We start from the raw sequence: 14084 nt of genomic DNA, 5'->3' as shown, positions 1-14084 counted from the left end.
TCCCGCGCAAAGCCGCCTTCGGGCGGCTTTTTGCATTTGCATCGCACTCATGCGCGATTTACACGCCGCCACGCACCCGGATTGCCCCCCATTTTGCTGTGTGCGTGGCAAAATGCTACAGTGCAATTGTGCTGACCTTCCCGCTTCCGGAGCCCTCCCATGTTCAAAAACCTGAGCATCAAGAATAAACTGTACCTGGGCTTCGGCTCCATCGTGGCCATCATCCTGATCCTGCTGGTCGTGGCCTACAACAGCTTTTCGCGCCTGTCGGAAGCCAATGCATGGGACCGCCACACGATGGAAGTACAGGTCGAGATCGGCAAGATTCACAATTCCATCCTGCAAATCCAGATGGAAGCGCGCGGTTTCGTCCTCACAGGCAACGAAGCGTCGCTGAATCCGGAAACGGACGAGATGGCGGTGCTGACGCAACACACGCAAAAAGCCATCGCCATGACGGTCGACAACAAGGTGCAATCGGAACGCTTCCGCAAGATCGACCAGCTGACCGCCGCCTGGGTCAAGGAGTGGATCGATCCCCTGATCGAGAAGCGCCGCGCGCTGGGCAACGCGCCGGGCGCCACGGAATCGGTGGCGCGCACCATGCCGCCGACCGGTTACCCGGCCGTCAAGCAAGCGAACAAGCTGCTCGACGAGGCGGCCGCCGAGGAAAGCCGCCTGCTGGCCGAGCGCACGGCCACCACCGCCAAGCTGCAGGACACCATGATGCTGACCCTGGCCCTGGGTGGCTTGCTGTGCGTGGTGCTGGCGCTGGGCATTTCCTACCTGCTGGGGCGTTCCATCCTCGCTCCGCTGAACAGCCTGACGGACGCCGTCGGGCGCATCGCCGGCGGCGAGCAGAGCGCGCGCGCAGCCATCATCTCGCGCGACGAGCTGGGCCAGGTGACGGAAGAGTTCAACCGCATGGCGCAAACCATCCAGGACAACCAGGCCAACGAACTGGCCGCCACCAACACCTTGCGCGCCAAGGTCGATTCGCTGCTGGAAGTGGTGTCGAAGGCGGCCTCGGGCGACCTGACGGGCAAGGTCGGCATCACGGGCAACGACGCCATCGGCCAGCTGGGCAACGGCCTGGCGAAGATGTTCGAGAACCTGCGCAGCCTGCTCAACAATGTGCAAAAGGCCGGCATCCAGGTGACGACCTCCGCCACGGAAATCGCCGCCTCGGCGCGCCAGCAGGAAGCCACGGGCATCGAGCAGGCGCAAACGAGCGTGGAAATCCTCAGCACCACCAAGGAAATCTCGGCCAATACGAGCCAGTTGCTCAAAACCATGGAAGACGCCACCGCCGTGGCCGACTACACGACGAATGCGACGGCCGAAGCGCAAAACAACCTCAAGCGCATGGATTCGACCATGCAGCACATGGTCTCGGCCACCGATTCCATCAACGCCAAGCTGGCCGCCCTGTCGGAAAAAGCCAGCAATATCAATAGCGTGCTGATCACGATCACCAAGGTGGCCGACCAGACCAACATCCTCTCGCTGAACGCCGCCATCGAGGCGGAAAAAGCGGGCGAGGCGGGCCGCGGCTTTTCCGTGGTGGCGACGGAAATCCGCCGCCTGGCCGACCAGACCTCCGTGTCCACCTGGGATATCGAGCAAATGCTCAAGGAAATGCAGTCGGCCGTGTCCGCCAGCGTGATGGGCATGGATAAATTCTCGGAAGAAATTCGCCGCAGCGTGGGCGAGGTACGGCAAGTGGCCGAGCAGCTGTCGTCCGTGATGGACCAGGTGCAAAAGCTCACGCCGCAATTCGACGCCGTGCTGCAAGGCATGCAGTCGCAAGCCATCGGCGCCTCGCAGATTTCCGACACCATGATGCAGCTCAACGACGCCACGCAGCAGACGGTGGAGTCCTTGAAAGCCACCAGCGAAGCGGTGCACCAGCTGCAATATGCGGCGGGCGACCTGCAGTCGAGCGTGTCGAGCTTCGCCGTCACCATCTGATCCCATGAAAGTGCTGCTCTTTCACATCGGACGCGACCGCTATGGCCTGCCCCTGGCCGGCATCGTGCGCGTCTTGCCGCTGCTGGAGCTGAAACAGTTGCCGCTCACGCCAGACTATGTGGCCGGCCTGATGGACTTGCACGGCACGCCCGTGCCCGTGATCGACCTGTCGCGCCTGGCCGGGCTGCCGGCCGCCGCCGCGCAGTTCGACACGCGCATCGTCATCGTCGACTACCGCGCGCCTGGCGGCGCCACCGCGCGCGCGCTGGGCTTGCTGGCCTCGCAGGTGCGCGGCATCGCCGACATCGATACGGAAAAGCTTGACGATAGCGGCGTGGCGACGGCGCCCTTCCTGGGCCAGGTGGCCAGCGACGCCGACGGCATCGTGCAGCTGGTGGAACTGGAATACCTGCTGCCGCCGGACGTGCGCGCGCTGCTGTTTCAAGACGCGGGCGCGGCATGACGGCGCAAGCCTTGCTGCGCCGCGCGACCGGCCTGTCCGTTTCCAAGGCCGTGGCCGAGCGGGCCGTTGGCCAGCGCATGGAGCAAACGGGCTTTACCGACAGCGAGGCCTACCTGCAGGCGCTCACGCCGGCCGAAATGACGCAATTGATCGAACTGGTGGTGGTGCCGGAATCGTGGCTGTTCCGCGACCCGCAGGCGTTCTACGCCACCGTCGAACTGGTGCAGGAACGCTGGGCACGCGGACGCGCCACGCGCATCCTGTCGATTCCCTGCGCCGGCGGCGAGGAACCGTATTCGATGGCCATGGCGCTGCGCGACGGCGGCGTGCCGAAACAGGCGTTCAGCATCGACGCGTATGACCTGAGCCCCGGCTGCATCGAGCGGGCGCAGGCCGGCGTGTATGGCCGCAACGCCTTCCGCGCGCAGGACGTGGCCTTCCGCGAACGCTATTTCACGCACGTGGCCGACGACGCCTACCGCATCATCGACGCCTTGCGCGAGCAAGTCACCTTCAGGCAGGGCAATCTGCTGCAGTTCGACACCGCCACCTACAGCCGCCACTACGACGTCATCTTCTGTCGCAACCTCCTGATTTACTTCGACAAGCCGACCACGCGCGCGGCCATCGAGAATCTGTCGGCGCTGCTGGCCGACGACGGCATGCTGCTGGCCGGCTATGCGGAAGTGCCGTCGTTCTGCCAGAACGGCTTTGCGCCGCTGCAGTTCCGCCAGGCCTTCGCGCTGAAAAAGGACAACACGCCGCCGGCTGCCGTCATCCAGGTGGCGCCGCTGCCTGCCCTGCGCAGCGTGCCGCCCGCGCCCAGGCGCGCCAGTACGCCCTCGGCGCCCGTCGCGCCGGCGGCGCCGCGCGCGCGCCCCGTGGCTGCGCCCCCGCCGGCGCCGGCCGCGCAAGCCGATTTGCTGGCCGAGGCGCGCCTGCTGGCCGACCGCGGCCAGCTGCGCGAAGCCGGTGAAAAATGCCACGCCCACCTGGCCAGGGTACCCGAGGCGGCGGAAGCGTATTTCATGCTGGGCATCATCAATGAACTGGCCGGCAAGATGGATCTGGCCGACGATTACTGGCGCCGCTGCATCTACCTGCAGCCCGACCATTACGAAGCATTGTGCCACCTGTCGCTGCTGGCCGAACGCAATGGCAACCACACGGCCGCCGCCACCCTGAAGGCGCGCGCGGCGCGCATCTACCAGCGCCGCCAGGCGTCCAACTAAGGGGCAAGCATGACCAAGCTCATCGCCAACGAGTCCCCCACCGCCATCGACGACTGCTGGAACCATATCGGCGTGGTCGGCGACCAGAGCTGCCCCAAGCTGCCGGTCAACGTGCATTGCCGTAACTGCGAGGTGTATGCGGGCGCCGCGCAGCGCAACCTGCAGCGGCCCGTGGACGAACACTACCGGCGCGACTGGGCCAGCCACTTCCGCCAGCTCGATGCGGGCGGCGAAGTGCGCGACAACTCGGCGCTGGTGTTTCGCATCGGCCGCGAATGGCTGGCGCTGCCCACGCGCGTGTTCGACTCCGTGGCGCCGCAGGCCAAGCCGCATGCGCTGCCGCACCGTGGCGGGCGCGGCCTGTCGGGCATCGTCAATATCGGCGGCAAGCTGTATCCATGCATGTCGCTGGCATCGCTGCTGGGCATCGACGAACAGGGCGCGCCAGCGGCCCGCGGCCGCCACACGTTCGCGCGCCTGCTGCTGATGCGCTGGGAGGAACAGGCCTACGCGCTGCCCGTGGCCGACCTGCACGGCATCGTGCGCTACGCCTCAAGCGCCGTGCAAACGCCGGCGGCCACCATCAACAAGGGCCTGTCGCGTTTTCTGTCGGGCGTGATCACCGAGGGCGACATGCGCATCGGCTGCCTCGACACGGCGCTGATCGGCTTTCAACTTGCGAGACTATTACGATGAGCCAGGACCAGCACGGCGACCTGAGTGCCTTTTCCATGCTGGACCTGTTCCGCATGGAGGCGGACAGCCAGACCCAGATTCTCACCGACGGCTTGCTGGCCATGGAGCGCCATGCGGGCGACGCGGCGGCCGTCGAAGCGATGATGCGCGCGGCGCACTCGATCAAGGGCGCCGCCGCCATCGTCGGCCTGCAGGTGGTGGTGCAGCTGGCGCACGGCATGGAAGACAGCTTTGTCGCCGCCCAGCACGGCCGCTTGACACTCACGCCGGAGCGGGTCGACGTGCTGCTGTCGGGCGTCGACCTGATCGTGCAACTGTCGCGCCTGGACGACGTGGGCGCCGAAGCCTGGCTGGCCGCCAATGCGGCGCAGATCGACCAGACCCTGAACGCCATCGCCGGCATCGCCGACCTGCCCGAATTGCCCGCCCTGCCTTCGGCGCCGGCGCCCATGCCAGCGCCGGCGGCAGCGGCCGAGCCGCAGGCTCCCGTGGCCAGCGGCCTGGCGGGCGAGGAGCCGGAACCGGAGCCGGAGTCGGCGGGGGCGCCCGCGCCGCGCGCCGGCGCTCCCGCCAAGGCGCCGGCGCAAAACTTCGACAAGCTGCTGTCGCTGGCCAGCGAATCGCGCATCAATGCGCACCAGATGCACCCGTTCATCGGCGCGCTGCAGCGCTTCAAGCGCAACCAGAGCAGCCTGTTTTCCGCCATCGAGCACCTGCACGAAGCCATTGCCCGCTCGGGCGACGCGGGCCTGATGGAAAAGTCGCTGCTGGCGCTGCAAAAGACGCAGCCCCTGAAGCAGTTCATGCTCGAGCACATCGCCGACATCGAAACCTATGAACGGCGCCTGCTGGCCGTCTCGCAAGGCATGGTCGACGAAGTACTGGCCCTGCGCATGCGCCCTTTCCGCGACGGTATCCACGCGTTTCCCCGCATGGTGCGCGACCTGGCGCGCAGCCTGGGCAAGGAAGTGCGGCTGGAGATCGAGGGCGAGGACACGCTGGTCGACCGCGACATCCTGGCAAAGATCGAAAGCCCGCTAAACCACATGCTGCGCAACGCCATCGACCATGGCATGGAAGGCCCGTACGAGCGCATCGACGCGGGCAAGGAAGCGCTGGGCACGATACGCATGGAAGCGCGCCACCGCGCCGGCATGCTGAGCATCGAGATCAGCGACGACGGGCGCGGCGTCGACCTGGAAAAGATCCGCCAGTCCGTCGTCGAGCGCAAGATGGCCAGCCCCGCCATGGCGGCCGCGCTGTCGCCGGGCGAGCTGCTGGAGTTCCTGTTCCTGCCCGCCTTCAGCCTGAAGGCGACGGCGAATCAATTGTCCGGACGTGGCGTGGGCCTCGACATCGTGCACGAAACGATACGCCAGCAAAACGGCACGGTACGCCTGGAATCGGAGCCGGGCCGGGGTTTCCGCGCCCTCGTCACCCTGCCGCTGACGCAATCGATCGTGCGCGCGCTGGTGGTCGACGTGCACGGCGAAGCCTACGCCATCCCCATCGTCAAGGTGGAAAGCGTGGTGCGCGTGCCGCAAGCGGCCATCCATACGCTGGAAAACAAGCAATTCTTCGAACTCAAGGGCGAGCACCTGGGCCTGGTGTCGGCGGCGCAGGTGCTGGAGCTGGGCGAGGCGGCCAACCAGGCCGAGGACTTGCCGGTGGTGGTGATCGGCCGCGGCAAGCAAAGCTATGCGCTGGTGGTCGACGCCATCCGCGGCGAGCAAAGCCTGGCCGTGCAAGCCATCGATCCGATCTTCGGCAAGATGCGCGACATTTCCGCCGCCGCCCTGCTGGACGACGGCGAGCCGGTGCTGATCCTCGACGTGCCCGACCTGCTGCTGTCGATCGACAAGCTGCTGCACGAGGGCGGCCTGCACCAGCTGACGCAGGCGGACCACGCGCAGCAGCGCCGCGCCAAGCGCATCCTCGTCGTCGACGATTCGCTGACGGTGCGCGAAATGGAGCGCAAGCTGCTGCTGGCGCGCGGCTTCGAGGTCGACGTGGCCATCGACGGCATCGACGGCTGGAACGTCGTGCGCAGCGGCGAATACGACCTGGTGATCACCGACGTGGACATGCCGCGCATGGATGGCATCGAACTGGTCTCGCTGATCAAGAAGGACCTGCACCTGCACAAGCTGCCGGTGATGATCGTCTCTTACAAGGACCGCCCGGAAGACCGCGCGCGCGGCCTGTCCGCCGGCGCCGACTATTATCTGACCAAAGGCAGCTTCCACGACGAGACCTTGCTCGACGCGGTGGCCGACCTGATAGGAGATGCCCGCTTATGAATTGCACTTCATGAAAATTGCCATTGCCAACGATGTCGCCATGGCCGCCGAGGCCCTGCGCCGGGTGGTCGCCAGTACGCAGGAACACCAGGTGCTGTGGATCGCCCGCACGGGACTCGAGGCCGTGCGCATGTGCGAAGGCAGCCGCCCCGACCTGATCCTGATGGACCTGAACATGCCGGAGATGGATGGCGTGGAAGCGACGCGCCTGATCATGGAGCAAAACCCGTGCGCCATCCTGGTGGTCACGGGGCGCCCGCAGGACAACGTCAACCAGGTCTTCCGCGCGCTGGGCGCGGGCGCGCTCGACGTCACGGCCACGCCCGTGCTGCAGGGGGAAGCGGGCGGCGACAGCGAGCTGCTGGCCAAGATCAAGACCATCGGCAAGCTGATACGCCACAGCGCCGAAGCACCTGCGCCGCGCCAGGCGAACGGCAATGGCGGCGAACGGGGCCACGGCCAGGTATCGACCCTGGTGGCCATCGGCGCCTCGACGGGGGGGCCGTCAGCGGTGGCGAAGGTGCTGTCCGGCTGGACGGCGCCGCCCGGCTGCGCCATCGTCGTGGTGCAGCACATCGATGAAACCTTCGCCTCGCACTTCGCCAAATGGCTCGACGACCAGCTCAGCATGCCCGTGCGCGTGATCGCCGACGGCGACGAACTGGTGTCCGGCGCAGTACTGATCGCCAAGACCAATGATCACCTGCTGCTAGATCAAAATTATCGTTTGGGTTACGATGCGGCACCGCGCGACTATGTTTACCGCCCTTCCGTCGATGTTTTCTTCAACTGCGTGGCGCAGCACTGGCGCGGCGACGCCATCGGCGTATTGCTCACAGGCATGGGGCGCGACGGCGGCGATGGCTTGCTGGCCATGCGCCGCGCCGGCAAGACGACCATCGCGCAAGACCAGGCCAGCAGCGCCGTGTACGGCATGCCGCGCGCGGCGGCCGAACTCGATGCGGCGCAACAAATCCTGCCCTTGGATAGAATAGGCGCCAGCCTGCGCAGCCGCCTGGGCGCCAAGCTCAACAATGGGTGGGATCCCTCCCCCAACATCTGAAAAGAATGCAATGCCAGAATTCTCCTCCAGCTTCACCCAGCATGAGCCCGCATTGACCGAATTCAAGGTCAGCGTGCTGCTGGTGGACGACCAGTTGATCATAGCCGAGGCAGTGCGGCGCATGCTCAGCGACCAGCAGGATATCGAATTTCACTACGTGACCGACGCCACGCAGGCGCTGGACACGGCGCTGCGTTTGCAACCGACCGTCATCCTGCAAGACCTGGTGATGCCGGGCATCGACGGCTTCGCCTTGATCAAGCTGTACCGCGAAAACGCGGCGCTGGCGCACGTGCCGGTGATCGTCATGTCGGCCAAGGATGACCCGAAACTGAAGGCGCACAGCTTTGCCGTCGGCGCCAACGATTATGTGGTGAAACTGCCGGATCGCCTGGAACTGCTGGCGCGCATACGCTACCATTCCAATGCGCACATCAGCCGGCTGCAGCGCGACCAGGCATTTCGTTTTCTGCGTGAAAGCCAAAAGAACCTGGCCGACGCGAATATTGAATTACAGAAACTGGCCGCCCTCGATGGCTTGACGGGCATCGCCAACCGCCGCCGCTTCGATGAAACCCTGCAATTCGAATGGCAGCGGGGCCAGCGCGACAAGACGCCGCTGAGCCTGCTGTTCTGCGATATCGACCATTTCAAGAGCTATAACGATCACTTTGGCCACCTGGCCGGCGACCTGTGCCTGAAAAAAGTCGCCGCCGTGCTGACGGAACATTTGAAACGCCCGGCCGACCTGGCCGCCCGCTACGGCGGCGAGGAATTCGCCCTGATCCTGCCGGAAACAGAAGCGGCCGGCGCGCTGCTGATCGCCGAAGCATGCCGGCGCCACCTGGAAGGCTTGCAGGTCGAGAACCCGGCGACGAGCACGGGCATCGTCACCATCTCGATCGGCGTGGCCACCATCGCGCCCTCCCCGGACTCGACGGTGGAGCAACTGATCAACCGCGCCGACCAGGCCCTGTACGCGGCCAAGCGCGGCGGACGCAACAGCGTGCTGAGCGCCGATGACGTCCAAGACTGATTTTTAACAGCAAGGAAAGTGAAACATGAGCACACAACTGGACAATGTCAGCGTCGTCAAGAAATCGAATATCTACTTTGACGGCAAGTGCATTTCGCACAATGTCATCCTGGCCGACGGCACGAAGAAAAGCGTGGGCGTGATTTTTCCGTCATCGTTGCGCTTCAACACGGGCGCGCCGGAAATCATGGAAATCGTCGGCGGCCTGTGCAAGGTACGCCTGGCCGACGCGACAGAGTGGAACAGCTATGGCGCGGGCACGCAATTCAAGGTGCCGGGCAATAGCCATTTCGATATCGAAACGGTGGAGACATTAGACTATGTCTGTCACTTTGGTTAATCCACGCAGAAAAAACGTCCATGGCTGCGTTGCACTGCCTCGCCGTACTATGCGTACTGTCTTCGGCAATGCGCCTTGCCCTGAACATTTTTTCAAGCGCGGATTGACTATTTAGACAAACACAGGCTCGGGCGACAGGCGCACGCCATATTTCGCCTCCACGTCATCCTGTATCGCTGCCGCCAGCCGGGTAATGTCCGCGCCACGAGCGCCGCCATTATTCACCAGAACCAGCGCCTGCTTGGGATACACTCCCGCGGGCCCCAGGTTTTTCCCCTTCCAGCCGCACTGATCGATCAGCCAGCCGGCCGCCAGCTTTTCCGTGCCATCGGGTTGCGCATGGTGCACGAGCGCAGGGAAACGTTCCAGCAAGGCAAGACATTGCTCACGTGACACCACCGGATTCTTGAAGAAGCTGCCCGCATTGCCGATCACGGCCGGATCGGGCAATTTTCGCCGGCGGATCGCCATCACCGTGTCGGCCACCTGCTGTGGCGTCGGCTCGGCAAGATTGCGCTCGGCCACGGCCAGCGCCAGTTCCGCATAGCGCAAGTTCGGCAGCCACTCGGCCGGCAAGGCAAACGTCACTTCCAGCACGATCAGCTCGCGCCCGTCCGCCTGCTTGAAGATGCTGTCGCGGTAAGCGAAGCGGCAGGCGTCGCGGTCCATGTCGAAGACGATGCCGCTGGCGCTGTGCATGACGCTCACGCTATGCAGATAATCCTTGATTTCAACGCCATACGCGCCGATATTCTGGATAGGCGCCGCGCCCACCGTGCCGGGGATCAGGGACAGGTTTTCCAGCCCGCCCACGCCTTGCGCCAAGGTCCACTGCACGAAATCGTGCCAGTTTTCGCCGGCCGCGGCCGTGACGAGTATGGTCTCGACATCCGCCTGCGCCAGGCGCATGCCGCGCGTGGCCATGTGCAGCACGGCGCCGGGAAAGTCGCCCGTCAGCACGATGTTGCTGCCCCCGCCCAGTATCAGGCGCGGCATGGCGGACAAGGCGGGATCTTGCAGCGCGGCCTGCAATTGGGCCTGCGAAGTGATGCGGACGTAGGCGGCCGCGTTGGCTTCGATGCCGAAAGTATTCAGGCGCTGGAGGGAGTAATTGTGTTCGATGGTGAGCTCTGCAGACATGGGATAGGGAAATTTTGCTCGATTATAGAGCGAAAGCGACAAAAAACCACCTCAGGACAAGGGCGACTTGCCCGTTGTCCGTTAAAATGTCGCATCTTTAACAGGGCCGTCCCATGGCGCAGAATCAGCCGCCAAGGCCCAGCGCGCCGAGCGCGCGCTCGCTTTAACAAGAAAAGGAACAGACCATGCCGTCATTTGATGTAGTCTCCGAAGCCGATATGATCGAAGTCAAGAATGCCGTCGAGCAATCCAACAAGGAAATCACGACCCGCTTCGACTTCAAGGGCAGCGACGCCCGCGTCGAACACAAGGAAAACGAATTGACCGCGTTTGCCGACTCGGAATTCCAGCTCAGCCAGGTGCGCGATGTGCTGACCAACAAATTGACCAAACGCAAGGTCGATGTGCGCTTCCTCGACGAAGGCGACATCAAAAAGATCGGCGGCGACAAGGTCAAGCAGATCATCAAGATCAAGAACGGCATCGAATCGGATGATGCCAAGAAAATCGTGCGCGTCATCAAGGACAGCAAGATGAAAGTGCAAGCGAGCATCCAGGGCGAAGCCGTGCGCGTCACGGGCGCCAAGCGCGACGACCTGCAGGCGGCCATGGCCATGCTGCGCAAGGACGTGCCCGACATGCCGCTGGAATTTAACAATTTCCGCGATTAATTCCGATGCGGCGCACGCTGCGGCCTGCGCTTGCACCGGCAGGATGGCAAGCCGCCCCGGAGCGCCTGCCCGCTTGGAGTAGAATTGAAGCTGCGCACAGCTACATGCGCCCGCGCGCCTGACCGGCGGCGGGCTTGACCGTACATCTGGCTCAGTGATAACCACGGTAGTCTAAGGATAGCAATGAAACGTGTTGATGATTTCCGCCTGCGATTTGGCAAAAAAGAATATGTGCCCATCATGATAGGCGGAATGGGTGTGGATATTTCCACGTCGGAGCTGGCCCTGGAAGCGGCCCGGCTGAACGGTATCGGCCATATTTCCGATGCCATGGTGGAAGACGTGTCGGACCGCCGTTTCGACACCACCTTCGTCAAAGACAAGACGAAACTGTACAAGTTCAACATCAATAACAGCGACAAGGCCGTGGTGCAGTTCGACCTGGGCCGCCTGGCCGAAGCACAGCGCCTGCATATCGGGCGCACCATGGAAGCGAAAAAAGGCGATGGCTTGATCTTCGTCAATTGCATGGAAAAGCTGACCATGAACGGCCCGCGCGAAACCTTGCGCGTGCGCCTGAACGCGGCGCTGGACGCGGGCATCGACGGCATCACCCTGTCGGCCGGTTTGCACTTCGGCTCGTTTGCCCTGATGGCCGACCATCCGCGTTTCCGCGATGCCAAGCTGGGCATCATCGTCTCGTCCGTGCGCGCCTTGCAGATTTTCCTGCGCAAGAACGCCAAGCTGGACCGCTTGCCCGACTTCATCATCGTCGAGGGCCCCTTGGCCGGCGGCCACCTGGGCTTCGGCATGGACTGGGCCAATTACGACCTGCACACGATCACGGCGGAACTGCTGGCCTACCTGAAGGCCGAACAGCTGGACATCCCGCTGATCGCCGCCGGCGGCATTTTCACGGGCAGCGACGCCGTCTCCTTCCTGGAAGCGGGCGCGGCTGGCGTGCAAGTGGCGACGCGCTTTACCGTCACCAAGGAATGCGGCTTGCCAAACAAGGTCAAGCAGGAATACTACAAGGCCTCGGAAGAAGACATCATCGTCAACGGCGTCTCGCCGACGGGCTACCCGATGCGCATGCTGAAGAACACGCCCGCCATCGGCGCCGGCATCCGTCCAGGCTGCGAATCGTATGGCTATCTGCTCGACGCGACGGGCAACTGCGCCTACATCAACTCGTACAACCGCGAAGTGGCTGCCCATCCGGAACAAAAAACCGTCGTCGTGATGGACAAGACTTGCCTGTGCACCCACATGCGCAACTTTAACTGCTGGACCTGCGGCCATTACACGTATCGACTGAAGGACACCACGCACAAGCTCGACAATGGTGAATACCAGATCCTGACGGCCGAACATGTCTTCAAGGACTACCAGTTCAGCGTCGACAACCAGATCGCCCTGCCGGAAAAAGAAATCCAGGCAGCAGGCTGAATCTTGCCAGCTTGAAATGAAAATGGCGCAGCCTGCGAAGGCTGCGCCATTTTTTTTATGCCGGAAGCATGTCCCGCAATGCCCGTTCGATCATATCGAAGCTTGGCCGCCGCCGCACCTCTTCCTGCAGGCAAGCGTCCAGCAAGGTCTGCAGGGCGGGCAATGGCGTTGCACAACGCGCCATCAACTCGCCCAGCAGCACGCCAAAGGCACGCGCCTCGATGCCCTGTAACAAGTCCCCTTGCGGCGAGCCGGGCGCAAACATGGACGCCGCGCCAAAATCACCCAACAGGCAAGCGCCACCGTCCGCATGCAGGATATTGTGGGCGTACAGATCGCCGTGCATGACGCCGCGCGCATGCAACTGGCATACGGCCGAGGCGATGCCATGGGTAATCGCCAGCGCTTGCTGCGTACTGAAACGCAGGCCATCGGCATACACGTCGCGCGTGCACGATTCCAGGCTCGGCGGGCCGGCCAGATTGCGGAAGGCCGCATCGATGAGCGGCATGACGAGTCCCAGCGCTCCTTGCGGATGTGCATCGAGCGTCCCGAGGATGGGAATCAGGCTCGGATGGGCACCGGCGCCGACGCAAGCGGCCATTTCACTGCGCGGCAAGCCGTCGCTGGTCATCGCCCCCTTGAACACTTTGACGGCGACCTCATCGGCGCCATCGAGGCGGGCACGATAAATCACGCCGGATGCCCCCTCGCCCAGCTGCTGCGCCAGTTCCAGGCGCTGCCATGCCACGCCCGCCGCAGCGGTACCGGCCAGGGCCGCCAGCTCACGCGCTTGCGTGCAGGGATTGCCCGCATACGCGAGCCAGCTCAGGCGTGGCAAGGAGAACAGGCAATCGGGCAGCGTCGTGTAACGGTTGGCGGCGATGCGCACCAGTTCCAGCCGATGGCAATTCGCCAGGGATGCCGGCAAACTGTCCAGGCAATTTCCCGCCAACATGAGTTTCTGTAATTGCACGCACTGGCCCAGCGCATCCGGCATGGACTCGATGACATTGTCGGTCAGGGTCAGCCAGCGCAGCCTGGATGGCAAGGCCGCGGCCGACACAAGACTGATCCGGTTCGCCTTGAAACCGATCATTTCCAGCGCAGGACAGGAACCGAGCACGGCCGGCAAGGTAGTAAACAGGTTATTCGAGCAAAAGATGATGCGCAGCTTGTATAGGCGCGACAGGTCGTCTGGCAGGGATGACAGCGCATTGCCCGACAGGTCGAGGATTTCCAGGCTGTCGGCCAGATCGAAGATTTCGCGGGGGAATTCCGTCAAGCCGCAGGCCAGCGTCAGGCGGCGCAGGCCAGCCAGTTGACCAGCACGTAATTGTTCCAGCGTATGCACAGCAGACAAGATATCCCTTTCAAGGTGGCACGCGATCGATGCCATGCATTAAATCATTGGACGTAAAAAAACCCCAACCGGATCACCGGAAGGGGTTTTTTCGAATAACAAGCCTGACGATAACCTACTTTCACACTGGTTGCAGCACTATCATCGGCGCAAAGTTGTTTCACGGTCCTGTTCGGGATGGGAAGGGGTGGGACCAACTTGCTATGGTCATCAGGCATAACTTGTACTGGCATTTGTCCTCGGTGGAGCGACAAGGCCATGAATCTGGAAGAAGCAAAGATCGGGGTAATGAATTGGTGTATCAACACACACGCAACGTTGTACCGTCTTATCCTCTGCACCTGCTAAGGTTATAGGGAC

The 14084-nt window shown here is 63.4% G+C and carries 12 protein-coding genes and 1 rRNA gene; 10 read left to right on the top strand and 3 right to left on the bottom strand.

Annotated features, from left to right (window positions below; translation table 11 throughout):
- The first annotated feature begins 159 nt into the window (after positions 1–159).
- Genes J0O65_RS06810 through ppnP form a run of 8 tightly spaced genes read left to right on the top strand, consistent with a single transcriptional unit; the run spans position 160 to position 9101 of the window.
- The gene (locus tag J0O65_RS06810) at positions 160–1971 is read left to right on the top strand and encodes a methyl-accepting chemotaxis protein (RefSeq protein ID WP_215405349.1); all 1812 of its coding nucleotides are present in this window, start codon (positions 160–162) and stop codon (positions 1969–1971) included.
- A 4-nt stretch (positions 1972–1975) separates the two neighbouring features.
- Positions 1976–2434, top strand: coding sequence for a chemotaxis protein CheW (locus tag J0O65_RS06805; protein WP_215405347.1), 459 nt, complete (start codon positions 1976–1978; stop codon positions 2432–2434).
- The gene (locus J0O65_RS06800) at positions 2431–3666 is read left to right on the top strand and encodes a CheR family methyltransferase (protein WP_215405345.1); all 1236 of its coding nucleotides are present in this window, start codon (positions 2431–2433) and stop codon (positions 3664–3666) included. The genes J0O65_RS06805 and J0O65_RS06800 overlap by 4 nt, the downstream gene beginning before the upstream one ends.
- A 9-nt stretch (positions 3667–3675) precedes the next feature.
- The gene (locus J0O65_RS06795) at positions 3676–4362 is read left to right on the top strand and encodes a chemotaxis protein CheW (protein ID WP_215405343.1); all 687 of its coding nucleotides are present in this window, start codon (positions 3676–3678) and stop codon (positions 4360–4362) included.
- Complete coding sequence (locus J0O65_RS06790; protein WP_215405341.1) at positions 4359–6662, top strand: hybrid sensor histidine kinase/response regulator; 2304 nt, start codon at positions 4359–4361, stop codon at positions 6660–6662. The genes J0O65_RS06795 and J0O65_RS06790 overlap by 4 nt, the downstream gene beginning before the upstream one ends.
- A 10-nt stretch (positions 6663–6672) precedes the next feature.
- Positions 6673–7725: a chemotaxis-specific protein-glutamate methyltransferase CheB gene (cheB, locus tag J0O65_RS06785; RefSeq protein ID WP_215405339.1), complete on the top strand. Its 1053-nt coding sequence runs from the start codon at positions 6673–6675 to the stop codon at positions 7723–7725.
- A 10-nt stretch (positions 7726–7735) separates the two neighbouring features.
- Positions 7736–8761, top strand: coding sequence for a diguanylate cyclase (locus J0O65_RS06780; RefSeq protein WP_215405337.1), 1026 nt, complete (start codon positions 7736–7738; stop codon positions 8759–8761).
- Positions 8762–8786: 25 nt separating this feature from the next.
- Positions 8787–9101, top strand: a complete 315-nt coding sequence (gene ppnP, locus J0O65_RS06775; protein WP_215405335.1) for a pyrimidine/purine nucleoside phosphorylase — start codon at positions 8787–8789, stop codon at positions 9099–9101.
- Between the two features lie 111 nt (positions 9102–9212).
- Here ppnP and murB read toward each other — a convergent pair whose 3' ends face one another.
- Positions 9213–10241, bottom strand: coding sequence for a UDP-N-acetylmuramate dehydrogenase (gene murB, locus J0O65_RS06770; RefSeq protein ID WP_215405333.1), 1029 nt, complete (start codon positions 10239–10241; stop codon positions 9213–9215).
- A gap of 185 nt (positions 10242–10426) precedes the next feature.
- Here murB and J0O65_RS06765 point away from each other — a divergent pair, with 185 nt between their 5' ends.
- The gene (locus tag J0O65_RS06765; RefSeq protein ID WP_034759416.1) at positions 10427–10912 is read left to right on the top strand and encodes a YajQ family cyclic di-GMP-binding protein; all 486 of its coding nucleotides are present in this window, start codon (positions 10427–10429) and stop codon (positions 10910–10912) included.
- A 183-nt stretch (positions 10913–11095) separates the two neighbouring features.
- Positions 11096–12361 (top strand): nitronate monooxygenase, encoded by a 1266-nt coding sequence (locus J0O65_RS06760; protein WP_215405331.1) that lies wholly within the window; start codon positions 11096–11098, stop codon positions 12359–12361.
- 55 nt (positions 12362–12416) lie between these two features.
- Here J0O65_RS06760 and J0O65_RS06755 read toward each other — a convergent pair whose 3' ends face one another.
- Positions 12417–13715 carry a leucine-rich repeat-containing protein kinase family protein gene (locus tag J0O65_RS06755; protein WP_353056163.1) on the bottom strand — a complete coding sequence of 433 codons (1299 nt, stop codon included), beginning with the start codon at positions 13713–13715 and terminating at the stop codon, positions 12417–12419.
- Between the two features lie 111 nt (positions 13716–13826).
- Positions 13827–13939, bottom strand: a 5S ribosomal RNA gene (gene rrf, locus J0O65_RS06750).
- Positions 13940–14084: the final 145 nt, after the last annotated feature.

This window comes from Janthinobacterium sp. JC611, from assembly GCF_018682595.1.
Lineage (GTDB): Bacteria > Pseudomonadota > Gammaproteobacteria > Burkholderiales > Burkholderiaceae_D > Janthinobacterium.
This window is presented reverse-complemented; position numbering and strand designations above follow the sequence as displayed.

Excerpts from the sequence above, each read along its gene's own strand:
- J0O65_RS06810 (WP_215405349.1), top strand. The coding sequence starts at position 160 with ATGTTCAAAAACCTGAGCATCAAGAATAAACTGTACCTGGGCTTCGGC.
- J0O65_RS06805 (WP_215405347.1), top strand. The coding sequence starts at position 1,976 with ATGAAAGTGCTGCTCTTTCACATCGGACGCGACCGCTATGGCCTGCCC.
- J0O65_RS06800 (WP_215405345.1), top strand. The coding sequence starts at position 2,431 with ATGACGGCGCAAGCCTTGCTGCGCCGCGCGACCGGCCTGTCCGTTTCC.
- J0O65_RS06795 (WP_215405343.1), top strand. The coding sequence starts at position 3,676 with ATGACCAAGCTCATCGCCAACGAGTCCCCCACCGCCATCGACGACTGC.
- J0O65_RS06790 (WP_215405341.1), top strand. The coding sequence starts at position 4,359 with ATGAGCCAGGACCAGCACGGCGACCTGAGTGCCTTTTCCATGCTGGAC.
- cheB (WP_215405339.1), top strand. The coding sequence starts at position 6,673 with ATGAAAATTGCCATTGCCAACGATGTCGCCATGGCCGCCGAGGCCCTG.
- J0O65_RS06780 (WP_215405337.1), top strand. The coding sequence starts at position 7,736 with ATGCCAGAATTCTCCTCCAGCTTCACCCAGCATGAGCCCGCATTGACC.
- ppnP (WP_215405335.1), top strand. The coding sequence starts at position 8,787 with ATGAGCACACAACTGGACAATGTCAGCGTCGTCAAGAAATCGAATATC.
- murB (WP_215405333.1), bottom strand. The coding sequence starts at position 10,241 with ATGTCTGCAGAGCTCACCATCGAACACAATTACTCCCTCCAGCGCCTG.
- J0O65_RS06765 (WP_034759416.1), top strand. The coding sequence starts at position 10,427 with ATGCCGTCATTTGATGTAGTCTCCGAAGCCGATATGATCGAAGTCAAG.
- J0O65_RS06760 (WP_215405331.1), top strand. The coding sequence starts at position 11,096 with ATGAAACGTGTTGATGATTTCCGCCTGCGATTTGGCAAAAAAGAATAT.